The organism is uncultured Shimia sp. (assembly GCF_947493595.1).
Classification (GTDB): Bacteria; Pseudomonadota; Alphaproteobacteria; order Rhodobacterales; family Rhodobacteraceae; genus Shimia.
This window is the reverse complement of record NZ_CANLRL010000001.1, coordinates 85,817-107,364: the sequence shown is the minus strand read 5'-3', so window position 1 is coordinate 107,364 and position 21,548 is coordinate 85,817. Positions and strand designations below refer to the sequence as shown.

21 protein-coding genes and 1 tRNA gene are annotated in these 21,548 nt (G+C 59.5%); 12 read left to right on the top strand and 10 right to left on the bottom strand.

The genetic code is table 11. The annotated features are described in order from the left end of the window. Nucleotides 1-39: 39 nt before the first annotated feature. The gene (locus tag Q0955_RS00545; RefSeq protein ID WP_299418663.1) at nt 40-426 is read left to right on the top strand and encodes a cupin; all 387 of its coding nucleotides are present in this window, start codon (nt 40-42) and stop codon (nt 424-426) included. Here the strand turns inward: Q0955_RS00545 and Q0955_RS00540 are convergent. Next, entirely contained in the window at nt 417-971 is a 555-nt protein-coding gene (locus Q0955_RS00540) for a YqgE/AlgH family protein (protein WP_299420997.1), read from the bottom strand. The genes Q0955_RS00545 and Q0955_RS00540 overlap by 10 nt on opposite strands. Before the next feature lie 181 nt (nt 972-1,152). Between Q0955_RS00540 and Q0955_RS00535 the strand changes: the two genes are divergently transcribed. Next, nucleotides 1,153-1,971: a protein-disulfide reductase DsbD domain-containing protein gene (locus Q0955_RS00535; protein ID WP_299418661.1), complete on the top strand. Its 819-nt coding sequence runs from the start codon at nt 1,153-1,155 to the stop codon at nt 1,969-1,971. On the opposite strand, the gene Q0955_RS00530 is transcribed toward Q0955_RS00535, so the two are convergent. The 5 genes from Q0955_RS00530 to Q0955_RS00510 form a co-directional block, all read right to left on the bottom strand. Beyond that, nucleotides 1,963-5,361 (bottom strand): efflux RND transporter permease subunit, encoded by a 3,399-nt coding sequence (locus Q0955_RS00530; protein ID WP_299418660.1) that lies wholly within the window; start codon nt 5,359-5,361, stop codon nt 1,963-1,965. The genes Q0955_RS00535 and Q0955_RS00530 overlap by 9 nt on opposite strands. Before the next feature lie 3 nt (nt 5,362-5,364). Continuing rightward, nucleotides 5,365-6,819, bottom strand: coding sequence for an HlyD family efflux transporter periplasmic adaptor subunit (locus Q0955_RS00525; RefSeq protein ID WP_299418659.1), 1,455 nt, complete (start codon nt 6,817-6,819; stop codon nt 5,365-5,367). Nucleotides 6,820-6,957: 138 nt separating this feature from the next. Then, nucleotides 6,958-7,503, bottom strand: coding sequence for a molybdenum cofactor biosynthesis protein B (moaB, locus tag Q0955_RS00520; protein WP_299418658.1), 546 nt, complete (start codon nt 7,501-7,503; stop codon nt 6,958-6,960). A gap of 9 nt (nt 7,504-7,512) precedes the next feature. Next, nucleotides 7,513-8,118 (bottom strand): metallophosphoesterase, encoded by a 606-nt coding sequence (locus tag Q0955_RS00515; RefSeq protein ID WP_299418657.1) that lies wholly within the window; start codon nt 8,116-8,118, stop codon nt 7,513-7,515. After that, the gene (locus tag Q0955_RS00510; RefSeq protein ID WP_366140640.1) at nt 8,115-8,942 is read right to left on the bottom strand and encodes a uracil-DNA glycosylase; all 828 of its coding nucleotides are present in this window, start codon (nt 8,940-8,942) and stop codon (nt 8,115-8,117) included. The genes Q0955_RS00515 and Q0955_RS00510 overlap by 4 nt, the downstream gene beginning before the upstream one ends. Nucleotides 8,943-9,035: 93 nt before the next feature. Here Q0955_RS00510 and Q0955_RS00505 point away from each other — a divergent pair, with 93 nt between their 5' ends. The 5 genes from Q0955_RS00505 (at nt 9,036) to plsY (ending at nt 13,044) form a co-directional block, all read left to right on the top strand. Further along, nucleotides 9,036-9,992 (top strand): aspartate carbamoyltransferase catalytic subunit, encoded by a 957-nt coding sequence (locus Q0955_RS00505; protein WP_299418656.1) that lies wholly within the window; start codon nt 9,036-9,038, stop codon nt 9,990-9,992. A 110-nt stretch (nt 9,993-10,102) separates the two neighbouring features. Further along, entirely contained in the window at nt 10,103-10,663 is a 561-nt protein-coding gene (locus Q0955_RS00500) for a hypothetical protein (protein ID WP_299418655.1), read from the top strand. Beyond that, nucleotides 10,663-11,103 carry a hypothetical protein gene (locus tag Q0955_RS00495; protein ID WP_299418654.1) on the top strand — a complete coding sequence of 147 codons (441 nt, stop codon included), beginning with the start codon at nt 10,663-10,665 and terminating at the stop codon, nt 11,101-11,103. Before Q0955_RS00500 ends, Q0955_RS00495 begins: the two co-directional genes overlap by 1 nt. 55 nt (nt 11,104-11,158) lie before the next feature. Continuing rightward, nucleotides 11,159-12,433: a dihydroorotase gene (gene pyrC, locus Q0955_RS00490; RefSeq protein ID WP_299418653.1), complete on the top strand. Its 1,275-nt coding sequence runs from the start codon at nt 11,159-11,161 to the stop codon at nt 12,431-12,433. Next, nucleotides 12,433-13,044, top strand: coding sequence for a glycerol-3-phosphate 1-O-acyltransferase PlsY (gene plsY / locus Q0955_RS00485; protein WP_299418652.1), 612 nt, complete (start codon nt 12,433-12,435; stop codon nt 13,042-13,044). Before pyrC ends, plsY begins: the two co-directional genes overlap by 1 nt. A 29-nt stretch (nt 13,045-13,073) precedes the next feature. Here plsY and Q0955_RS00480 read toward each other — a convergent pair whose 3' ends face one another. Continuing rightward, nucleotides 13,074-13,451, bottom strand: a complete 378-nt coding sequence (locus tag Q0955_RS00480) for a carboxymuconolactone decarboxylase family protein (RefSeq protein ID WP_299420992.1) — start codon at nt 13,449-13,451, stop codon at nt 13,074-13,076. Nucleotides 13,452-13,626: 175 nt separating this feature from the next. On the opposite strand from Q0955_RS00480, the gene Q0955_RS00475 reads away from it, so the two are divergent. Next, nucleotides 13,627-13,716 (top strand) — tRNA-Ser (locus Q0955_RS00475). A 74-nt stretch (nt 13,717-13,790) separates the two neighbouring features. On the opposite strand, the gene Q0955_RS00470 is transcribed toward Q0955_RS00475, so the two are convergent. Further along, nucleotides 13,791-14,555, bottom strand: coding sequence for an ABC transporter permease (locus Q0955_RS00470; protein WP_299418651.1), 765 nt, complete (start codon nt 14,553-14,555; stop codon nt 13,791-13,793). Between the two features lie 104 nt (nt 14,556-14,659). Here Q0955_RS00470 and Q0955_RS00465 point away from each other — a divergent pair, with 104 nt between their 5' ends. Both Q0955_RS00465 and Q0955_RS00460 read left to right on the top strand, forming a co-directional pair. Next, a complete protein-coding gene (locus Q0955_RS00465) occupies nt 14,660-16,756 on the top strand; it encodes a 4Fe-4S binding protein (RefSeq protein ID WP_299418649.1) in 2,097 nt (698 codons plus the stop codon). Beyond that, nucleotides 16,753-17,625: an FAD:protein FMN transferase gene (locus Q0955_RS00460; protein ID WP_299418647.1), complete on the top strand. Its 873-nt coding sequence runs from the start codon at nt 16,753-16,755 to the stop codon at nt 17,623-17,625. The genes Q0955_RS00465 and Q0955_RS00460 overlap by 4 nt, the downstream gene beginning before the upstream one ends. 4 nt (nt 17,626-17,629) lie before the next feature. Here Q0955_RS00460 and Q0955_RS00455 read toward each other — a convergent pair whose 3' ends face one another. Next, the gene (locus tag Q0955_RS00455; RefSeq protein WP_299418645.1) at nt 17,630-18,538 is read right to left on the bottom strand and encodes a transporter substrate-binding domain-containing protein; all 909 of its coding nucleotides are present in this window, start codon (nt 18,536-18,538) and stop codon (nt 17,630-17,632) included. Nucleotides 18,539-18,541: 3 nt separating this feature from the next. Beyond that, entirely contained in the window at nt 18,542-19,213 is a 672-nt protein-coding gene (pedF, locus tag Q0955_RS00450) for a cytochrome c-550 PedF (RefSeq protein ID WP_299420989.1), read from the bottom strand. A 253-nt stretch (nt 19,214-19,466) separates the two neighbouring features. Here pedF and Q0955_RS00445 point away from each other — a divergent pair, with 253 nt between their 5' ends. Both Q0955_RS00445 and Q0955_RS00440 read left to right on the top strand, forming a co-directional pair. Continuing rightward, entirely contained in the window at nt 19,467-20,567 is a 1,101-nt protein-coding gene (locus Q0955_RS00445; protein WP_299418644.1) for an ABC transporter substrate-binding protein, read from the top strand. Further along, the gene (locus Q0955_RS00440) at nt 20,564-21,523 is read left to right on the top strand and encodes a YVTN family beta-propeller repeat protein (RefSeq protein ID WP_299418642.1); all 960 of its coding nucleotides are present in this window, start codon (nt 20,564-20,566) and stop codon (nt 21,521-21,523) included. Before Q0955_RS00445 ends, Q0955_RS00440 begins: the two co-directional genes overlap by 4 nt. The last annotated feature ends 25 nt before the right edge of the window (nt 21,524-21,548 follow it).

Sequence of the window (21,548 nt, the reverse complement as noted above, 5' to 3'; positions counted from 1 at the left end):
AGGCTAAGCGTTCATGTTCATTACGCAGGGGGAAGAACCATGGCAGATAGCGTCACATGCGTCAGACTATACTCTGACGACTTTGGCGAGAGCCACTTTGAGGACATCACATTCGACATGTCTTCGATCCAATATGCGCCTCCAGCTCCGGCTTTGGATATTTCGGTTCCCATTGAGGCATCTCAATGCTTTTGGTTTCGGTTTCCGAAAGATTGGAGTGACGCCGCCCACCCTTCTCCACGCCGGCAACTGTTTGTCCTTCTGGAAGGGCAGGTCGAAGGTTGGACCAGCACAGGCGACACCCGTGTGTTTGGTCCCGGCGACCGGCTTTTGATGGAAGACACAACCGGCAAAGGTCATGGCGCTCGCCCCCTCGGTGGCGAGGCGGTGGCTCTTGTGATTTCGCTTTCTGAAAATCAGGCGTGACCAGCCGCGGAGCTGAGCGTCAGAGGATCGACCCCAATACTTTTTAACGCCTCGGCCCATTTGTCTGAGTTGCTGGTGTCAAAGACAATCTGGTCGGTGGCATCCGCGACCAACCATCCATTGTCGCCAATTTCGTTTTCCAGCTGCCCCGGACCCCAGCCGCTGTATCCCAACAAAGTCAGCGCTTTATGCGGACCCAAATCCTGCGCCATGTCGTCGAGGATGTCCTGCGTCGTCGTCAAAGCAAAGGTTGCCCCAACCTGCAGATTGGACAGGTCAGATTTATACTCCGGCGAATGCAACACAAAGCCACGACCGGTTTCCACCGGTCCCCCAAAATGCAGCGTTGATGTGGCGTCCGGGGATTTGGGTTCGATCGAGAGCTGATCAAACAGATCGGACAGATTCACACCGTCAATCGCCTTGTTCACAATCAACCCCATGGCCCCGTCTGAGGAATGGGCGCAGAGGAACACAACGGAATGGGCAAAGCGCGGATCGCTCATGCCTGGCATGGCGATAAGCAGCTGTCCGGTCAAATCCATTTGCGTGTCAGTGTCTTGTGTCGTGTCCAAGGGGACCTCATACGTTGAATGTCGACGTCTTCTTTCAACATGTGTCCCGCAGAGGTTAGACGCAAGAGGTAAGCAAACTGTTTCAATCGCTCGCGGTTTTCTGATCGGATTGTGAGTTGGTTTTTGGGGCACAATGGCCCATGTGTTGGCTATGACCAAACGCTCCCTCCTCCCCTCTCTGGCGCTTGCAGCGCTGATGGCCCCTGCCCTGTCGCCAATTGCGGCCACTGCGCAATCCTTTGACCAAGTGGTGCAGGCCGAAGTGTTGCCGGGATGGCGTGATGCAGATGGCACCCATATGGCGGCGGTGAAAATCACCCTGAACCCCGGTTGGAAGACCTATTGGCGGGCGCCGGGAGACGCGGGCATTCCGCCACAGATCACCTGGAATGGATCGCGCAATATGGGGTCTGTTTCTTTGGCGTGGCCGACGCCTGAAGTGTTCGACCAAAATGGCATGCGCTCGATTGGTTACACTGACGCTTTGGTTTTGCCGATAAAGATTGCGCCAAAAGACGCGGGCAAACCTGTGCGTGTGAAGGCCACGCTCGACATCGGTGTCTGCCGCGAGATCTGTGTCCCGCAGCGGCTGAAGGTGAAAGCAGAACTGCCGCCTAACGGTGCGCGGAATGCAGAAATCACCGCGGCGTTGGTAGATCAGCCTTTGACGGCGCGTGAAGCTGGCGTGGGCAAAGTGACCTGCAAACTCTCGCCCACTTCAGATGGGGTGGCGCTCAAGGCGACCATTCATATGCCCAGCGCGGGTGGCGCGGAGGTGGCTGTTGTTGAAACCGCCGATCCTCAAGTCTGGGTAGCAGAAGGCACCACCAAACGTCAGGGCGGCGCCTTGGTGACCGAAACCGAGATGATGCATGTGGACGCCAGATCCTTCATGGTGAACCGCGCGGATCTGCGGTTCACCGTGTTGGGTGCCAACCATGCTGTCGATATTATCGGCTGCTCAGGCTGAGGCCGCCTTGCGCCAGGCGCGAAGCATCATCCAAGCGACTCCCACCAAATACCCCCCAAACGAAATCAACCATGCCCCTACGAGGAACAGCAACAGCGATGGGAATGCCCTGTTGAAGGTGTCGTTGGGCAGGCCGGTTTGGGCCAGAAGCGGGTGGATTTCGCCGTTCAGCAACACCCAGCCAAAAGTGGCGACCAACCACGCGGCAATGACCGTGGCACAGAGGAAGACTCCTGCGCGGATGCCTTTGGCACGGGGCGCGCGGCGCAGGGCCTGCATCTGGCGCGTGAAATCGTACTGAATGGCCACCAAAGCCGGCACCACCAGCAGCACCAGAAACATGCCAAAGCCTAGTCCGTAGACCAGCGTGATCACGGTTGGTTTGAGGAATTGCGCTTGGGCGCTGCGCTCAAACAGCAAGGGCGCAAGGCCTAAGACGGTGGTGGCCGTTGTCAAAAACACCGGGCGCAAACGGTCGGCGGCGCCGTCAATGATCGAGGGGATCACGCCCCGGTCCTTGGCGTAGTCGTCGATGGTGGTGATTAGCACGATGCTGTCGTTGATGATGATGCCGGTCATGCCCAGAAGGCCGACAACGGTGAACATCGACAGTGGCACGTCGTGCCACCAGTGACCGTAAATGGTGCCGACCAAACCAAAGGGGATGATCGCCATGACCACCATGGGGCGGGTCCAGCTGGAGAACACCCATGCCAGCACGAGATAGATGCCAGCGAGACAGAGGATCAGGCCAGAGCGGGCATCATTGAGGAATTCATCTTCCTGCTCCGCCAAACCTGCGAGCCGCCACTCGACCTGTTTTTCGCTGGCAATTGTGGGCAGAATGTCGTCGCGCAACTGCTCCAAAATAGCTTCGGCGCGGGCGGGATCATCCTCAGAGATATCACCGGTCACAGAGATCAGACGCACGCCGTTTTCGCGGCGCACGGTGGAGAACCCGGTGCGGCTTTGCACGGTCACAACATCCGCCAGCGGCACATAAGCGCCGTTTGGCGTGCGCATCAGGCTGCCTTCAAGGAAGTCGGCGGTGAGCTCCCCTTCTGGCAATTCAATGCGGATGGCGGCGCTGCGCGGGCCGTCTGGATAGCTGGCGGCTTCAATACCGTTGAGACGATGCCGCAGCACGCGGCCCAGTGCATCGATGGAGAAGCCCAGCGCGCGGCCTTGTGGGGTCAGCTCAAGAATCAACTCTTCTTTGTCATAGCTGAGGTTGTCCTCTACGGCGGAGACTTCGCCAAACTCTTCCAGCGCGGTTTTTAAGGCTTCGCTGGCGGATTTCAGGGTTTCGCTATCGGCGCCGTAGAATTGCACGTCCAGCGCATCACCGCCGGGACCGGAGCGCCAGCCGCGGAAGCTCACGGTTTCCACCAAAGGATGACGCGCGACGCGGTCCTGCAGCTCCCCGACAAAAGCGAAACTGGAATAGGGGCGCAAGTCGGCGTCGATGAGTTCAATGGCAATGCCGCCTAAGAGGTCTGGATCGAGGCTTTCGGAGCCCGGCAGAGAACGGCCAGAGTTGCCGCCAATTTCGGCGATCACATAATCCAGTGGATTGCGGCCGTGGCGCTCTTCGTACTCGCGGCCTAGTTCCTCCGTGGCGCGTTGCATCTCCTTCATCATCGCAAGGCTGTCGGCGCGGGTCGCGCTTGGCAGCATGGCAAAATTGCCGGTGACAGAGCCGCGCTCAGGCGCGTTGAAGAAACGCCATTTCACGTCGCCGCCGATGAACAAAGCGGCTTGCGTGGCCAAGGCAACCACAGCGACAGCTATCACAGGATAGCGCGCCCAGATCACAAACCGCATGAAGGGGCGGAACAGGGTTTCACGGACCCAACGGAAGCCCCGATTCACCACACGAGACGGCACATCGTACCAATGCTCTTTGGCAGAGTTTTTGATGGCGTGGGCCATATGGTGCGGCAGGATCAGGAAACATTCCACCAGCGAAGCCAGAAGCACCACAATCACGGTGAACGGGATGTCGGCAATCAGATCACCAAAGCGCCCACCAATGGCGGTGAGACCAAAGAAGGCAATCACGGTGGTGATGGTGGAGGAAAACACCGGCAAGGACATACGCTTTGCGGCGTTTTCGGCGGCGACAAAGGGCGGTTCATTGAGGCGACGCGCACGCGCGTCGGCGTGTTCACCCACCACAATTGCGTCATCCACCACAATGCCAAGCGTGATGATCAGGCCAAAGAGCGAGATCATGTTGATCGTCAGCCCTGCGGCATACATCAGCGCCACGGCGGCAAACATGGCTGTTGGAATACCGGCGGCCACCCAGAAAGCGGTGCGGGCGTTCAGGAATAAGAACAGCAGCACGATCACCAGCGCCAGCCCCATCAACCCGTTGTCGATCAACAGGTTGAGACGGCCAGTGATGGCCTCGGCGCGGGTGCGGATCAATTCGAGCTTCACACCTTGAGGCAAGGTCGCCTGCATCTCGGCTGCGACCTCTTCCACGGCGCGTTGCATCGCAATGGCGTCGCCTGCATCGGTACGGTCGACGCGGATCGACATGGCCGGATCGTTGCCCACAAAATAGGTGCGGTTGCGGTCCACACCTTCGACGCGCACGGTCGCCACATCCTCCACGGTCAACTTGGTGCCGTCAGAATTGGAGCGCAGGGCAATACCCGCAATTTCATCTGGGGCGCGTTTTTCCACGCCCGTCCGCACGCGAGCAAAGGCGCCGGTCACATCGCCTGCGGGGTCAGCGTTGACCTCCTGAGCAATGGCCTGCGCGATCTGCTCCATGGTGATGTCGTGGGTGATCAGGTCCACCGAGGAGACTTCCACAATGGTTTGACGTTCGGCCAAACCGCGAATGGTGGTACGGGTCACACCCTCCGCATAGAGACGTGTGACAAACTCATCCGCGAAGCGGGCAATCTGGTTCACGTCCACAGGGCCAGTGATTACCACATCGGTCACGCGATCCCGCCAGGCGCCGCGCCGCACGGTTGGGTCTTCGGCCTCCTCCGGAAGCGTGTTCACGGCATCCACGGCCACCTGCACATCATCTGTAGCACGCGCCATGTCCCAGCCGGGTTCAAAATCAAGCGTGATGCGGGCGCTGCCTTCGGTGGAGCGCGACGCGGTGCTTTCCACCCCTTCCACAGCCAACAGAGCGGGTTCCATGACCTGCACAATGGCGGCATCAACATCTTCGGCCCCTGCCCCGTCCCAGGCAATGGACACCGACACATTGTCGATCACAACATCGGGGAAAAACTGCGCCCGCATGCGCGGCATGGCTGCAATGCCTGCCAAGATCAGCACCACCAAAAGCAGGTTGGCGGCGGTGGCGTGGCGGGTGAAATAGCTCAAAATGCCGCTGGCCCGGTCGCTAATTTCCCGCATGGCTTAGCCCCCCATCCGGCTGCGCAGGCGTTCCACCATGCGCGCAGGCACCTCCGGCTGGCTGAGCGCTTGCAACATGCGTTTTTTGGCATCTGAGGGGATACGCCCGTTGGCCTCAATTGCGGCAACAAACTTGGCGCGCTCTTCATCGCTCAAAGCCACCATGGCGGGCGCATCGGGTATTTTCTCTTCGCCGGTCAGAGGCTTCACCGCAATGCCTTCGCCCAACAGCGGTGTGCGGCGCGTGACCACTTGCTGTCCCGCCAAACCGCGTCCCCGCACCAGAACATCGTCGCCCTGACGGCGCACAAGGCGCACATTTTGCGTGGTCAGGCGGTTGCCATCTCCGACCACCAGAACTTCGCTAACCGCGTTGATCGCGGTCGCAGGCAAGCGGATCACATCCTCAAGTTCTGGTTCTCGCACACGCACGGTGACAAAATCTCCGGGCTTGAGGCCACGGGGACCGTCCAGTCGGGCGTATAAAACCCGCCCAGTTTGGCCTTCCCCAACTGCGGCCGCGTCGCGGGTGATCACACCGGTGGCGGTCAGGTCGGCGCCCAGCACATCCATGGCCACATTGACCTCGGCCCGATGCAAATTGTTGGCGTCATCCAGCAGCCGCGCATATTGCGTGGTGGAGACACGAAACGCCACTTCGAGCGCCTCAGCGTCAATCAGCGTGGCAAGGCGTTCGTTCATGGAAACCAACCCGCCCTGGACAATGTTGACCTCAGACAGCGTGCCGGAGAAATCAGCGGTGATCACCGTGTCGTCGAGGTCCTTTTGTGCTTCAGCCAGCTGAATTTTGGTGCGATCCAAACGGGTGGCCGCCTGATCCACCCGCGCTTCGGCCTGCGCCAACGCGCGGCGGTTAGACAGCACCGATTGGCGGGCGGCGGCCTGAGCCAGTTCAGCCACTTCCACGGAGGCTGCGGTGCCGACCCCACGATCTTGCAGGTCAATCTGGCGATCAAAGGCTTTCTGCCGCAACCCCAATTGTGCCTCGGCAGATTTCAATTCGTCCTGCGCCAAGATGAGCGTGCGGTCAGCATCGCGCTGTTCAGCTTCCGCATCCTGTAAATCAGCGGCAATTCGATCCAAAGCATAGCGGGCTTTTGTGGGGTCGATTTTAGCCAACACCTCACCGGCATTGACCGTGGCGCCGTCTTCAAAGTTTTCCGACAGGAAGACAACAGTGCCCGCCGCGGCCGCGCGCACCTCCAAAGAGCGGCGGCTGTGCACCTCGCCAAAGGCCACAAGCTCCGGCGTTTCGGCGCCGGGCTCTGCGATTTTCACATTAACGGTAAAGACGCGCTCGCGGGCGGGCGGGCCCTTGCTCTCTTGGGCCATACGCTCTTCGACAGCATTAAACACAAGACTGCCCGCATAGAGGATCAAAGCCACAGTGGCGGAGAGCAAAAACAGCCCCGTCAGACTTTGCCGCAAAAATCTCATCTGCCTCGCCTCCCAGCGTCGGTGGTACAGTCCATGATGCGCCTGCCCAGACCAAAAGCCAAGGCACGCATAGGTGATACGGATGTCAGCGAACGTTCCGTCACATTTTTTGTCAAAAAAGTTGACGGAGGTGCAAGATTATTTGCTGCGCTTCAAATGCTCATCCAGCCGCGGCATGATTTCCACAAAGTTGCAGGGCATGTGGCGGTAGTCGAGCTGGTACTTCAGGATTTCATCCCAGGCGTCTTTGCACGCGCCGGGGCTGCCGGGCAGCGCAAAGAGATAGGTGCCATTGGACACACCACCTGTGGCGCGGGATTGCACGGCAGATGTGCCGATTTTCTGCATCGAGACCATGGTGAAGACGGTGCCAAAGGCCTCAATCTCTTTCTCATAGACATCGCGGTGTGCCTCCACCGTCACGTCCCGCCCCGTCAAGCCGGTGCCGCCGGTAGAGATGATCACGTCGATGGCCTCATTGGCGCACCACGCGCGCAGCTGCGCCGCGATGTCAGCGCGCTCGTCTTTGATGATTGTGCGATCCGCGAGGATGTGGCCGGCCGCCTCCAACCGGGCCACCAGAGTGTCGCCGGAGCGATCTTGGCTCAGCTCACGGCTATCACTCACCGTGAGCACAGCGATTTTCACCGGAATGAAGGTTTTGCTTTCGTCAATGCGGCCCATAAATGCCTCCTAAGCGGATGGGGCGATGTCAAACCAGGTGCCGGTGGGGCCGAGGTTCACAACTTTGGACGGGCCAACCTGTGACGATTGCCCCCAACAATCGTGGATATGACCACATAGGACCAAAGGCGGCGCAATGCGCTCAATTGCCTCAAGCACTGCCTTGGAGCCAAGCGACAGCCCGGTGGAGGTCACATCAACATGGCCTGTGGGGGGCGAGTGGCTGATCAGGATATCGACGGTTTCGCAGGCGGCCAACATTTTGGCCGCGGTGGGCTCGTCAAGGTCACAGGACCAGTCTTTGAAGGGCGTGACGGGCACGGCATAGCCGAGGCCAAAAATGTTGAGACCTTCGAAGATGGTGGCCTCGCCATGCAAAACCGTGGCGTTGTTGGGCGCGGCGGCGCGCAGCTCGTCTTCGCTTTCGTTGTTGCCGGGCACCATGATGATCGGTGTGGTGATACCCGCGATCAGATCCAGCGCACCGGTCAAGTCTTTGCGGTGGTTGGTGAAATCGCCCGCGGCAATGACCAAATCCGCGTCCTGGCTCATCTCAACAAGGCGGCGGGCTGCGGGTGCTGCGCGGTGCAGATCAGAAAAGGCGAGGATTCTCATGATGTTTCGTCCAACTTGGCCTTCAGGCTCAGCAGGTCAGCCCAGGCTTCCCGCTTTAAAGCCGGACGCCGCAGCAAATCAGCGGGGTTCATCATCGGCAGCACAGGCTTGTCAAAAGCAGTTTGCCACTGCCCGCGGGCGCGACTGATGCCGCGTTGGCCGGAAACACATTCCAAAGCGGCGTTGCCCATCAACACAATCACATCCGGCGCCACCAATTGGATATGGCGCTCCAGAAACGGGCGCATCATTTTCAGAACCGGGGCCGGCACTTCGCCGCCACGTTGCGCGCGCCATGGCACTACCGGCGCAATATAAAGCGCATCTTTGCTCATTGGTACATCGCGGCCCATTTCGAGGGCTGAGAACATATTATCGAAAAGCGCCCCTGCGCGGCTCACAAACGGTTTGCCTTCCCGGTCTTCATCACGGTCCGGCGCGTCCCCAATGATCATCATCCGCGCCGCTGGATTGCCATCCGCAAAGACAAGATTGCGGGCACCGCGTTTGAGGGTGCAGTGCTCAAACTGCGCCATCGCCTGCTCCAATGCGGCGAGATCACCAGCGGCCTTTGCGGCCTTTTCCGCCTCGGCCACCGGATCAATCTTAGGCCTGCGCACCGGCGCGGCAGGTGTCTCCGGCAATGCGGCGGCTGCGGCTTTTTTCTTGGGGTCTTCTTTGGGCACCTCATAGCGGTCCAGAGGCGCGTCCAGAATGGCTTCGGTGGCGCCGAGTTCCACATGCCATTCCAGCAAGGCGCGCGCCGTATGATAGTCCAAAGCCGATTCCATGGCCGCAGAGTAGACCGCCAGCGGCGCAGACAAAAGAGCGCAAAGTCTTTGATCGCGTAGAGGGGTGCTTGCCCCGCCCCCTCCCCCTTCTTATAAGCGGTCCAATCTCGGCAAAAGGAGCAGCACATGCGCTTTGACCACAAGCATCTTTTGGGGATCGAGCCGCTCAGGCCTGAAGAGATCACCACCGTGCTGGACCTCGCGGATCAATACGTTGATCAAAACCGCCGCGCGCAAAAGCACTCCGATGCGCTGACCGGCCTCACACAGATCAACATGTTCTTTGAGAACTCCACCCGCACGCAGGCGAGTTTTGAGATTGCTGGCAAACGCTTGGGCGCCGATGTGATGAACATGGCGATGCAGGCCAGCTCGATCAAAAAGGGCGAGACGCTGATTGATACGGCGATGACGCTGAACGCGATGCACCCGGATCTGTTGGTTGTGCGACACCCGCATTCCGGCGCCGTGGACCTACTGGCTCAAAAGGTGAATTGTGCGGTGCTGAACGCGGGAGACGGACGGCATGAGCACCCGACACAGGCGTTGTTGGACGCGCTCACCATTCGGCGCGCCAAGGGACGTTTGCACCGCCTGAACATCGCGATTTGTGGCGACATCGCCCACAGCCGTGTGGCGCGCTCCAATCTGATCCTGCTGGGCAAGATGGAAAACCGCGTGCGCCTGATCGGGCCGCCGACACTGGTGCCCGGCAACTTTGCTGAATTTGGCGCAGAGATTTACGAGGACATGGACGAAGGCCTCAAAGGTGTTGACGTGGTGATGATGCTGCGGCTTCAGAAAGAGCGCATGGACGGCGGGTTTATTCCGTCTGAGCGCGAATATTATCACCGCTATGGTCTGGATGCAGCCAAACTGGCCCATGCCAAAGACGACGCAATTGTGATGCACCCCGGCCCGATGAACCGCGGCGTGGAGATTGACGGCGAGATTGCCGACGACATCAACCGCTCGGTCATTCAGGAGCAGGTGGAAATGGGTGTGGCCGTGCGTATGGCGGCCATGGACCTTTTGGCCCGCAACCTGCGCGAAACCCGCGCCCAACAGGTGATGGAGGCGTAAGCCATGGAAGATCCCAAAGACCCTAAAATGAGCGGCCGTGTCGCCACTGTTGCCCTGATTGTGATGTTTGCCTTTGTTGGCCTGGTTGTCTGGATCGGGGGCTGACGCGCGTGCAGGTTTCCTCTTCAGAACGCGGATTGGTGCGGCTGTTCGCCGTTGACGTGCCGTCAGAAGAGATTGAGGCCTTTCGCACACAAGTGAATGGCGTGGATGGCGCGTTGCTGTCTTGGCCTTTGAAAGAGGCGTTGGGTTTCACCTATCTGGATGAGGACTTCATCGAGCTTTTTCCCGTAAGCGATCTCGAAGAGATGGGGCTCACCGGCTATATGGTCGAAGGCCTTGGCATTGCGCAAAAAGATGTGTCCGAGGATAGCGCGCGCCTATCAGCGCAAAGCGGCTGGGTGCTTGTGGTGGTGTCCGCCGCCTTTGATGGCGTGGCGCAGACATTGACGCCCAAATCCCCCCTACGCTGGATTGGCACATACAATGAAGAGGGCGCGCCGGTGCTTTTTGAACCGCTGCCCGACGCCAGCGCCAAGGGCCCCGCGCCAACACAAGGGGCCGTGGCACCTGCGCCCTCCTCCAACCCACATCTGACTTTGCTGTTAGCCATATTGGCCTTGCCCCTTGTTGCCCTTGTTTTGGGCGGCTTTCTCTTTTGGATTTTGTGATGCCTGATCTTTTGACACCTACCGCAGAGCTTCTGGACGGCGAGACCGTATTGGAGAGTTTCCAAGGCAACCGCAGCAGCTACATTCGCACCAACACCTGGATCGCCGCAGGCGCCATGGCTGCAGGCATGGGCATTTTGTGGGCGGTTGGAAATCCCTACGTCTGGACCGGGGCTGTTGGCGGCTTGGCCGCCGTTGTGGTCCGCGCAGGGTATCTGATGTCCGATGAATTGGCCGTGCGTTGGGATTTGACCAACCAACGGCTGCTTGGCCCCGGAGGCCGCGCGATTTCACTCACCAACATTGCCGAGCTGAACAAACTGGGCAGTTTTGTGCAGGTGGTCACCAAAAACGGCGACAAGCACCTGATCAAATACCAAGCGGACCCGCAGGCCACCATGGCCGCAATTGAGCGCGTCATGAACGGGGCCACCACTTGACTTATCAACAACGAACGGCACAAAGACGCCGCGCATCGGCTCAAGGAGATCACCAATGAGCACGCTTTTCACAAACGCCCGCTTGATTGATCCGGTCAAGAACAGCGACGCCCTCGGCTGGGTGCGTGTTGCCGATGGTGCCATCGCGGAAGTGGGCTACGGGGCCGCACCGCAAGCAGATGATGTTGTCGATTGCAGCGGCAAGTGCCTGGCGCCGGGGATTGTGGATATTGGCGTGAAGGTGTGTGAGCCGGGGGAGCGCCACAAGGAAAGCTATAAAACCGCAGGCGCAGCCGCCGCAGCTGGTGGCGTGACCACGATGGTCACGCGCCCTGACACGTTGCCAGCGATTGACACGCCTGAGGTGCTGGAGTTTGTCGAACGCCGCGCCAATGAGGCTGCGCCTGTGAATGTGTTGCCAATGGCCGCGCTGACCAAGGGGCGTGAAGGCCGCGAGATGACGGAGATTGGTTTTTTGCTGGACGCGGGCGCTGTGGCGTTCACCGATTGTGATCACGTGGTGACAGACCCCAAAGTGTTTTCCCGTGCGTTAAGCTATGCGCGGTCTTGCGGCGCTTTGGTGATTGCACATCCACAGGAGCCGGGCTTGTCCAAGGGCGCGGCAGCCACCTCCGGAAAATTTGCGGCGCTGCGCGGCTTGCCCGCCGTGTCACCGATGGCGGAGCGTATGGGGCTGGATCGTGACATGGCGCTGGTGGAGATGACCGGCGCAAAATATCACGCAGATCAGATCACCGCTGCTCGCGCCCTGCCCGCCTTGGAACGCGCCAAGAAAAACGGATTGGACGTGACGGCGGGCACCTCGATCCACCATCTGACACTCAATGAGTTGGACGTGGCGGATTACCGGACGTTTTTCAAAATCAAGCCGCCGCTGCGCGCGGAGGACGACCGTTTGGCGTTGATTGAGGCGGTGAAATCCGGATTGATTGACACAATTTCCTCGATGCACACGCCGCAGGATGAGGAAAGCAAGCGGTTGCCGTTTGAAGAGGCTGCCTCCGGCGCGGTGGGGCTTGAAACACTGTTACCTGCCGCATTGCGGCTTTATCACAACGGCGACCTGACCTTGCCGGAACTGTTCCGCGCCATGGCGCTAAACCCGGCCAAGAGATTGGGTCTGGACAGCGGCCGTTTGGACGCGGGTGCGCCTGCGGATCTGGTGCTGTTTGATGCGGATGCGCCCTTTGTGCTGGACCGGTTCAAGTTGAAGTCCAAGTCCAAGAATACCCCGTTTGACGGTGCCCGCCTGCAGGGTAAGGTGCTGGCAACTTACGTGGCCGGTGCGGCCGTTTACCGGAGAGACTGATGCCCGTTTTGGAAACTGCGTTGCCTGCCCTGCTGCTATGGGCGGTTGTTGGCTATGTGCTGGGGTCGATCCCGTTTGGCATGGTTTTGTCCAAGCTCATGGGCCTGGGCAATCTGCGCGAAATAGGCTCTGGCAACATTGGCGCCACCAACGTGTTGCGCACCGGCAGTAAGAAAGCTGCTGCGCTGACCCTGATCCTGGATGGCGGCAAAGGGGCCGTGTCTGTGCTGATCGCGCGGGCCATGGCCAGCGAAGATGCGGCTCAGGTGGCCGGGCTCATGGCCTTTTTGGGCCACTGCTATCCGGTGTGGTTAAAGTTTAAAGGTGGCAAGGGCGTTGCAACCTTTTTGGGCCTGATGTTGGCGCTGGCGTGGCCGGTGGGCATTGCCTGCTGTTTGACTTGGCTGGCGACGGCGGCAGTAAGCCGGATTTCGTCGCTCTCCGCTTTAGTGGCCGCCGCATCGGGCGCGGTCTGGATGCTGGTTCTGGGCTACGGCAGCGCGGTTGTTCTGGCAGCACTACTTGCGGTCATTGTTTTTGCCCGCCACCATGAAAACATTGCCCGTCTGCGGGTTGGCACCGAGCCGAAGATCGGCGCCAAGAAGGGCTGAACGTTTGCTTATGTAGCGTAGGCCAATGCCTAGGCCTCGAGTTCGGCAAACACGCGCTTGGCCACACGGAAACACTCCAGAGCCTGGGGCACACCGCAGTAGATTCCAATCACGTGGATGATCGACTGCACCTCATCTTTGCTGACCCCATTGCTCAAGGCGCCGCGAAGGTGGATTTCCCATTCGGTCATTTTGCCCAGCGCCGCAATCATCGACAGGTTCATCATCGAACGGGTTTTGGCATCAATGGTGTCATCCCCCCAGCCAAAGCCCCAGCACCAGGCGGTCATGGCCTCTTGAAACGGGCGGTGAAAATCATCTGCGTTATCAAGCGTGTTTTGCACATACTCGGCCCCCAACGTGGCCTTGCGTGCCGCCAAGCCTTTTTGAAACAGCTCTTCATCCATGCTCACTTCCAATCCTCCCGAAGCTTTGATTGACGGCAGCATAAAACGTCACGCCCCTCCCTTGCGAGGTTTGATTTCGCTCTGACGGGGCAAGCGAAACTTTGGACGCGGAAAATCTGAAATTCGTGAGTTTTGGGCCTTGTGTCCGCGGGATGTGGCAAATATACGGGTCCGCGGAGACGTGGCCGAGTGGTCGAAGGCGCTCCCCTGCTAAGGGAGTATACCGGAAACGGTATCGAGGGTTCGAATCCCTTCGTCTCCGCCATCATCACATTGGCGCATATTACAAATATCATCGCTGCCTTTGGCTCTGTGCGGCTGTTTGCACTGCTGTTCCGCCTAACTTGTGACTGCACGCCAGCGGGTGGCGCGGTGCTCCAGCGCGCGGATCAGGCCGAAGTCGATCAATATCATCAACGTGGTAAAGCTGAGTGCGTAAGCCAGCACATAGCCGGTTTCAAACAGTTGGAAATAGAGGTGGATCTGAAACCCCACCCCGTTGCTGCGCCCCAAAAACTCGACCACCAGAACAATTTTCCAAATGATCGCCAGCCCGTTGCGCATGGCCGTTGCCACAAAAGGCCAAAGTTGCGGCCAGAGCACGTGACGTAGGTAAGTGAGCCGGCGCATCTCAAACACGCGCCCCATATCCGCCAGCGCTCCATCGCGCGCTTGCACGCCTTCGCGGATGGTCACCGCCACCATGGCGGTTTTGTTCAGGGCGACCGCGGTGATGGCAGCCACCTCGTTCAGGCCTATCCAGAGGTAACACAGCACAATCACCACCAAGGCCGGGATGTTGAGCAGCACCAACACCCAAGCCGACAGCCAGCGGTTCACAGCCCCGTTGAGACCCATGACCAGGCCCAACGCCGTGCCAAGTCCCATTGCCAAGGTAAAAGCGGCCGCCACCCGGCCGGAGGTGGCGAGCATATGCTCTTGCCATTCTCCGCTGGCGATTTCTTCAAGCAGGATCTGCCACACCGTGCCGGGTGCCGGTAAAACCGTGGGATCATTGCTAAGTCTGGCGACCAGCGCCCACAGCCCCACCAATCCCAGAAGCGAGACAACAACAGGAAGGGCTTGCGCAGGAGACTTGATCATACAGCCTACTGTGCCACAGGGAAAAAGCTGCGAGCAAAGCCATTCTGCGGCTCTGCGACCTAAGTCCAATAGGGGGCGCTTTGGTTCCTGCCTAGGCTCCGGATATGTCTGTCTGGTCACCGGCCCTCTCTGTTTTGCGCGCGGCACTGCTTTGGTGCGTAACTGCCCTCTGCCTGGGGGCGGAACCGTTGCCGCGCGAGGCATTAGAGCCCTACATTGTGCCGCCGATGAGCCTTGGCGAGGCGGTGAACGACAATGGAGTTTGGCAGCTGTTGAACTCCGGCGGCGCAGAAGCCGGGTATGTGTTTGAAACCGAACCCATGGCCCCCCTGCCCGGGTTTTCCGGTGCGGCAATCAACCTGTTGGTGGTGCTGGATTTGGACGGGCGGTTTCTGGATGTTCAGCTGCTGTCCCACAACGAGCCGATCTTTGTGTCTGGCCTGCCGGAAAAACTGTTCTACGACTTCTTCAAACAATATCGCGGGCACTCGATTTCAGACAGTCTGGTGGTGGGCACGCCCTATGGCAGCGGTGGGGACGGATCCGCCTTGGTGTATCTGGACGGGGTGACCAAAGGCACCGCTTCGGTGCGCATTGCCCATGAGAGCATTCTTGCGGCGGCGCTTCAGGTCGCGCGGGAGAAAATGAGCGGGATTGCCACCGGGCCGCCCGCGTCGCCCAATCCCGACCACCACGAGGCGCTGACCTGGGACGATCTGGTGTCACAGGGCTTGGTGACACAAAAAACCGTGCTCAATCACGAGATGGACACGGCTTTTGCAGGCACACTCTGGGAAGAGGACGATCTGGAAGCGCAAGAACAACCGGATGCGCCGTATTTGGACTTCTGGGTGGTCGATATCGGTGCGCCGTCGATTGCCAAGGCGGTACTGAGCCCGGACGCTTTCCAAGAGCTTCAGGACTTCATGGCCATCGCCACGACGGACGAGCCGGTGCTGGTGATCGAAACCGCGCGTCATGGATTGGTGACCGATGACTTTGTGCGCAACACCGCCCCGGATCTGCTGAGTGCAGAGCAAGGCGGGTTTCCGATCGCCTTTCGGGACAGCGACATTTTTATCGAATTGAACGACGATGTGCCGGAGGCGTTGCATGACGGCGCCGCACTGATCCTGCGCACGGATCGGCGGTTGGGGTTTGATCCCGCCAGCGCGTGGACGCTGAAGGTGAAGGCGCTGCGGGCGCATGGCTCGTTTCAACCGGAAATCGGTTCGGTGACACTGGACGTCACACACAGCACGCCGGAACGGTTTTACCTGCGCCCCGAGGTGGTCAAGCCCACGCCGCCCTGGGTGGATGCGCTGCGCAACCGGCAGGCTGACTTGATTGTGCTTGGCGGGTTTCTCGGGGGGCTGCTTGTTGTTCTGAGTGGGCGGATGAATGCGCTGGCTGGGCATCGGCACTTCACCGCCCTACGTCTGGCAACGCTGGCGTTTGTCACTGGTTTCATTGGCTGGTGGGGACAGGGGCAGCTGTCCATTGCCACACCTTTGGCGATTGCGCGCACAGTGGTGGATGGCGGATCCTTTGCTTTCCTGCTCTATGATCCGTTTTCCCTGATGATCTGGGCCGCAACTTTGATTGGCTTTACCCTCTGGGGGCGCGGGTTGTTTTGCGGCTGGTTGTGTCCGTTTGGGGCCTTGCAGGAGTTTGCGCACCACCTTGGGCGAGTATTGCGGGTGCCGCAAATCACCCCCAACGCCAAATGGGATGCCCGCTTAAAGTACCTGAAATACGTGCTTCTCGCCGGTCTCTTTGCGCTCTTGTTTATGGCCCCTGCCGCCTTGGACAAAGCCATCGAGGTCGAACCGTTCAAAACCGCCATCACGACGTTCTTTGTCCGGGAATGGTATTACGTGGCGTACGCCGCCGGCCTGCTCGCCTTGTCTATGGTGCTGTTCAAAGGCTTCTGCCGTTACTTGTGTCCCTTGGGCGCGCTGATGGCCATTGGCGGGCTGCTGCGCGGGAGAGACTGGATTGCCCGACGCGCAGAATGTGGCTCCCCTTGTCAGCTCTGCCGGGTGAAATGCAGCTACGGCGCCATCAAAAAATCCGGGGCGGTGGCGTATTCCGAGTGTTTCCAATGTTTGGACTGCGTGACCATTCACGACGATGCGGCACAATGCGTGCCGTTGATCCTTGCCGCCAAGAAACGCCAACAACAGATGGCCGCACAATGACCTTAACCCGCCGCAGATTTCTCGCCATTGCCGCAGCTTTCGCGGGCAGCCCTGCCCTGGCACAGCGCCACAGTTGGCAAGGGTTTGCTCTGGGTGCAGAGGTCAGCATCACGCTCACGGGGCCAGTGCAACTTGCGGAGCCAATACTGGAACGCGCTAAAAGGCTGATTAAAGACGTGGAGGCGGCGTTTAGCCTGTATGACCCTGCTTCCGCGCTAACCCGTCTCAACCAAGCCAAGCAGCTACAGCCGAGCCAAAGGTTTCACACCCTGATGACACTGGCAGACGCAGCGTTTCAAGTCACTGACGGCTTGTTTGATCCAACGGTACAGCCGCTCTGGCAGGCCCTGGCGGACGGTGGCGCAACAGACAAAGCGCTAGAGAGCATTGGTTGGGAACGGGTTGAGTTCACGCCCGACCACATTGCCTTGCAGTCAGATCAGGCCCTGACGTTCAACGGGATTGCACAAGGGTTCGCCACCGATCTTGTGGCCGAGATGCTGGACGCCAACGGGTTTGACGCCGCTCTAATCAACATTGGTGAGTATCGAAGCACTGGCGGGACCTGGCGGCTGGGCATCAAAGACGCCCAACATGGCCTGCTGGGGCAACGCTCACTGACGCGCGGAGCGATTGCAACATCCGACACAGGCACTTCCCCACTGAGAGAGCGCGGGCATATTCTGCATCCAACGGCGCGGCCACAGTGGTCTTCTGTTTCGGTTGAGGCAGACACAGCAGCTTGGGCGGACGCCCTCTCCACAGCGCTGACCTTGGCACCTTTGGATCAGGTGCGAGCGATCAAGGCCGCCGCCCACTTGCGCCGCGTGACGCTTGTGAGCTTTGACGGCGAGTTGACCACCCTGTGAACCGCTACCGTTCCGGCGGTAGATGCGTCAGGCCGTAGTCAGCATAGATCTTGGCAATGCGCCCGTCCTGCAGCGCGTAGTTGATCGCGTCATCCACCGCATAGGCCAGCGGCCGATAGCGGAAATTCACCGCGACACCCAGCGTCCATTTGCTCACTGCAAAGCCTGCCAGAGGTGGTTGGTGCACATCGGAACTGTCGGCCAACCCATGCTCCAGCGCGTTCAACGGCCCCATGACAGCCATGACTTCGCCCTGCGCCAGTCCGGCCATGGCATCCACGGTCGTGTCATAGTGGCGAATATTGGATTGCAGCTGCCCACCAACAAAGCCCGACAGGTAGAAGTCGGAGATCGAGTCGTTCTCCACCCCCACCGTGTCATATCGGAAATAGGCCGGGATGGGTTTGTCGTCCGCATCCGGATAAGACGCCTTGTCATAGGCAATGGCGATGCTTTCGCCCGCGTATTGTCCGGTGAAGACCACCTGCTCTACACGACACTTAAAGGCGCTGTCATAGGGTACACGCATCATCACATTAGACACACGTCCGCCGATCAGCGGACCTTTCCAGATGTTGTTGCGCAGATCGCCATCGAGGTTTTCGTCCGCCGCGACAAAGTTGAACCGCGCCTCCACGCCCAGATCTTCGGCGATAATGCGCGCGATTTCCACGTCCACACCGCGTGGCTTGCCTTTTTCCTCCCAACTGTAGGGCGGGTAGTCCTCATAGACCGCAAACAACATGTGGCCGCGATCCTGAATGACATCCAGTTCCTGCCCAACGATGTCGCGCCCGACATTCTGGGGTTTTGCCTGAGGCACGTGATCCGCGCAGGGATCAGCGGCATGAACTGCAACCGCCCCCACCAAGGTGAGGGCGACAGCGGTCAGAAAAGTGTGTTTGAAAGCCATGCGTTAGTTTGCGGCAGACAGGCCAATGGTCAAGATTTCTGCGGCGGTTGCATAGGCCTGCGCAGATCCGTCAATGGCGCGAGCCGCACGCAAAGCCACGCTGTCGGCCACCGGCGCACCTGAGCCGGTCTCAATGCCTTCAGCGATCTCTGTCAGGCGCTGTTTGATGGCATCAGCGTCGGCACCATCGGTCGATTGGGCATAGGTGCCAAACTGATCGCGCAGAGCTTTCAATTCGTCGGAGAAGTCATCAATCGCGCCGTCATCCGGGCGGGCTTCGACATAGGTACGGATGGCCCAGGCCGCTTCCTGGCCCAGCAATTCGCCAAACGCGGGCATTTTTGTAATACCGTTTTGCGTGTATCCAGTGCGGAAGCGTTCGATGAACCATTCATCGCCATATTCCTCCGCCTCAAGGTAGCGCAGGTCAGGTGCAAGCCCGCCGGACACAACCTCCAGCCCATGGCAACGGGCGCAGTTCTGGTTGTAACCGGACGCCCCAATCTCGATTGCGCGCAGCCAGGTCTCCTCTCCCGCCGCCTCCGCACGATACGGATTTTCGGTCAGCCACTCCTCGCCAACCTCCGGCAATCCGGCTGTATCCACAGCCTGTGGGCTCACGTCGCCATGTGCATTTGCCAGTGATCCAGCGGCCAGCAAGGCGCCTGTGGTCATGACGCGGGTGAAGAAATGGGGTCTGGACATCGTGTTCCTCCCTGATGTCTCGGGTCCGTTTCATCAGGTCTACGACAGGCGCATCCACACTCGATATTGGACTTTGGTTGGACTTCGCCCCATTCACGACCAAAGTCTTATTCGTGAGACCGTGACCGCCCGCTAGGGTCACCCCATGACGTTCAAGACCACAAGATCACTCTCCTTATGCGCGATCTCAGCTCTTTGTATCGCCAATACTGCTTTGGCCGAGATGGAACTGAAAATTGGCTACCTCACCGTAGAGCAGCCCGCGCCGCCCACCCTGTCCAATCTGGACCCCGTACCCGAAGACATTGGGCTGGCCGGAGCCTTGACCGGATTGCAGGACAACCTGACCACTGGCAAGTTTCTGGGGCAAACCTATGTGTTGGAAAGCGCGGTGGTGGCCGACGACGGCGACGCGCTGGAGGCGGCACGTGGCATGCTCACCTATGCACCTTATCTGGTGATTGATGCAGCACCGGAGGTTCTGTTGCAGATTGCAGACCTGCCCGAAGCCAAAGACGCCATCCTGTTTAACGCCGCTGCCGGAGACTTGTCTCTTCGCAACACGGACTGTCGCGCCAACCTGCTGCACAGCCTGCCGTCAGACGCGATGCGCACCGACGCCTTGGCGCAGTTTTTTGTCAGCAAACGCTGGGACGAACTGGTGATGGTCACCGGACAACACCCGGTGGATCAGGCCTATGCAGAGGCCATGCGCCACTCCCTGACCAAGTTTGGCTTGGATCTTGAGGCGGAAAAACCCTGGGGCTTTGAGGCCGACATGCGGCGCAATGCGGCGCAGGAAGTGCCTCTGTTTACGCAAGAGTTTGGTGACTACGACGCGCTGGTTGTGGCGGATGAGGTGCATGATTTTGGCCGCTATGTGCAATACAACACATGGGAAGCCCGTCCGGTGGTCGGCTCTGAGGGGTTAAGCGCCGTGACGTGGTCACCGGTGATCGAACAATGGGGCGCGGCGCAGTTGCAATCCCGGTTTGAAGAACAAAACGGCCGCAAAATGCTGGCGCAGGACTACGCTGGTTGGGCCGCCGTGCGCACCCTGGGCGAGGCTCTGACCCGCACCAACAGCACCGAACCGGCAACGCTTAGGGACTACATCCTGTCCGACCAGTTTGAGTTGGCCGGTTTCAAAGGCCGCCCCCTGACCTATCGCGACTGGAACGGTCAACTGCGCCAGCCCATCGCTCTGGCCCATCCGCGCGCATTGGTCGCCACCGCGCCACTGGAAAGATTTTTACATCATTCCAACGAGTTAGACAGCCTTGGGCTCGACCGCCCCGAAAGCAAATGTGAGGCCTTCAAATGATCCGCACCGTCGCCCTTGCCACCCTACTTGCCACCCCGGCCTATGCCGGAGAGATTTGGGTCACCAATGAGAAAGACGACACGGTGTCGGTGATTTCCACCGAAACGCTGGAAGTCATCAAAACCTATGAGACCGGCGAGCGCCCTCGTGGCATCACCTTCTCCAAGGATTACTCGCGCGTCTACATCTGTGCGTCTGACAGCGATGCGGTGCAAGTGATGGACCCGGCCACCGGTAAGATCCTGCATGATCTGCCGTCCGGCGAGGACCCGGAACAATTTGTGCTGCACCCCAATGATCGTCACCTCTATATCGCCAACGAAGATGACGCGATCACCACCGTGGTGGACACGGAAACCCGCAAGGTGATTGCGCAGATCGACGTGGGCGTGGAACCGGAAGGCATGGCGGTCTCACCAGACGGCAAGGTTGCGATCACCACATCCGAAACCACCAACATGGCGCATTGGATCGACACCGAAACACAGAAGCTGTTTGCCAACACGCTGGTCGACAGCCGCCCGCGTCACGCCGAGTTTGTCAAAGGCGGCAGCGAGATGTGGGTGAGTTCGGAAATTGGCGGCACTGTTACGGTGTTTGACCGCGACACACAGGCGGAAAAAGGCAAGATTTCCTTTGAGGTGCAGGGCGTTCACCCTGACCGCGTGCAGCCCGTGGGTTTTGAATTCACCGCTGGCGACACCCACGCCTTTGTGGCGCTTGGGCCGTCCAACCACGTCGCCGTGGTCAATGCCGACACCTACGAGGTGGAAGACTACATTCTGGTGGGCCGCCGTGTCTGGCATATGGCGTTCAACGAAGACCGCTCGCAGCTGTTCACCACCAACGGCGTATCCGGCGATGTGACCGTGATCGACGTGGCCTCGCGCAAGCCCGTCAAGACCATCAAAGTGGGCCGCTTCCCTTGGGGCGCCGCCTACCGCCCCGCATCTTAATCAAAAGAATACCAACAGGAGAGAT

Coding starts and splice junctions, on each gene's coding strand:
- pedF (WP_299420989.1), bottom strand. CDS start 19,213: ATGACCACAGGCGCCTTGCTGGCCGCTGGATCACTGGCAAATGCACAT.
- plsY (WP_299418652.1), top strand. CDS start 12,433: ATGCCCGTTTTGGAAACTGCGTTGCCTGCCCTGCTGCTATGGGCGGTT.
- Q0955_RS00460 (WP_299418647.1), top strand. CDS start 16,753: ATGACCTTAACCCGCCGCAGATTTCTCGCCATTGCCGCAGCTTTCGCG.
- Q0955_RS00525 (WP_299418659.1), bottom strand. CDS start 6,819: ATGAGATTTTTGCGGCAAAGTCTGACGGGGCTGTTTTTGCTCTCCGCC.
- Q0955_RS00505 (WP_299418656.1), top strand. CDS start 9,036: ATGCGCTTTGACCACAAGCATCTTTTGGGGATCGAGCCGCTCAGGCCT.
- Q0955_RS00445 (WP_299418644.1), top strand. CDS start 19,467: ATGGAACTGAAAATTGGCTACCTCACCGTAGAGCAGCCCGCGCCGCCC.
- pyrC (WP_299418653.1), top strand. CDS start 11,159: ATGAGCACGCTTTTCACAAACGCCCGCTTGATTGATCCGGTCAAGAAC.
- Q0955_RS00495 (WP_299418654.1), top strand. CDS start 10,663: ATGCCTGATCTTTTGACACCTACCGCAGAGCTTCTGGACGGCGAGACC.
- Q0955_RS00465 (WP_299418649.1), top strand. CDS start 14,660: ATGTCTGTCTGGTCACCGGCCCTCTCTGTTTTGCGCGCGGCACTGCTT.
- Q0955_RS00545 (WP_299418663.1), top strand. CDS start 40: ATGGCAGATAGCGTCACATGCGTCAGACTATACTCTGACGACTTTGGC.
- Q0955_RS00540 (WP_299420997.1), bottom strand. CDS start 971: ATGGATTTGACCGGACAGCTGCTTATCGCCATGCCAGGCATGAGCGAT.
- Q0955_RS00480 (WP_299420992.1), bottom strand. CDS start 13,451: ATGGATGAAGAGCTGTTTCAAAAAGGCTTGGCGGCACGCAAGGCCACG.
- Q0955_RS00535 (WP_299418661.1), top strand. CDS start 1,153: ATGACCAAACGCTCCCTCCTCCCCTCTCTGGCGCTTGCAGCGCTGATG.
- Q0955_RS00455 (WP_299418645.1), bottom strand. CDS start 18,538: ATGGCTTTCAAACACACTTTTCTGACCGCTGTCGCCCTCACCTTGGTG.
- Q0955_RS00530 (WP_299418660.1), bottom strand. CDS start 5,361: ATGCGGGAAATTAGCGACCGGGCCAGCGGCATTTTGAGCTATTTCACC.
- Q0955_RS00440 (WP_299418642.1), top strand. CDS start 20,564: ATGATCCGCACCGTCGCCCTTGCCACCCTACTTGCCACCCCGGCCTAT.
- Q0955_RS00515 (WP_299418657.1), bottom strand. CDS start 8,118: ATGAGAATCCTCGCCTTTTCTGATCTGCACCGCGCAGCACCCGCAGCC.
- Q0955_RS00470 (WP_299418651.1), bottom strand. CDS start 14,555: ATGATCAAGTCTCCTGCGCAAGCCCTTCCTGTTGTTGTCTCGCTTCTG.
- moaB (WP_299418658.1), bottom strand. CDS start 7,503: ATGGGCCGCATTGACGAAAGCAAAACCTTCATTCCGGTGAAAATCGCT.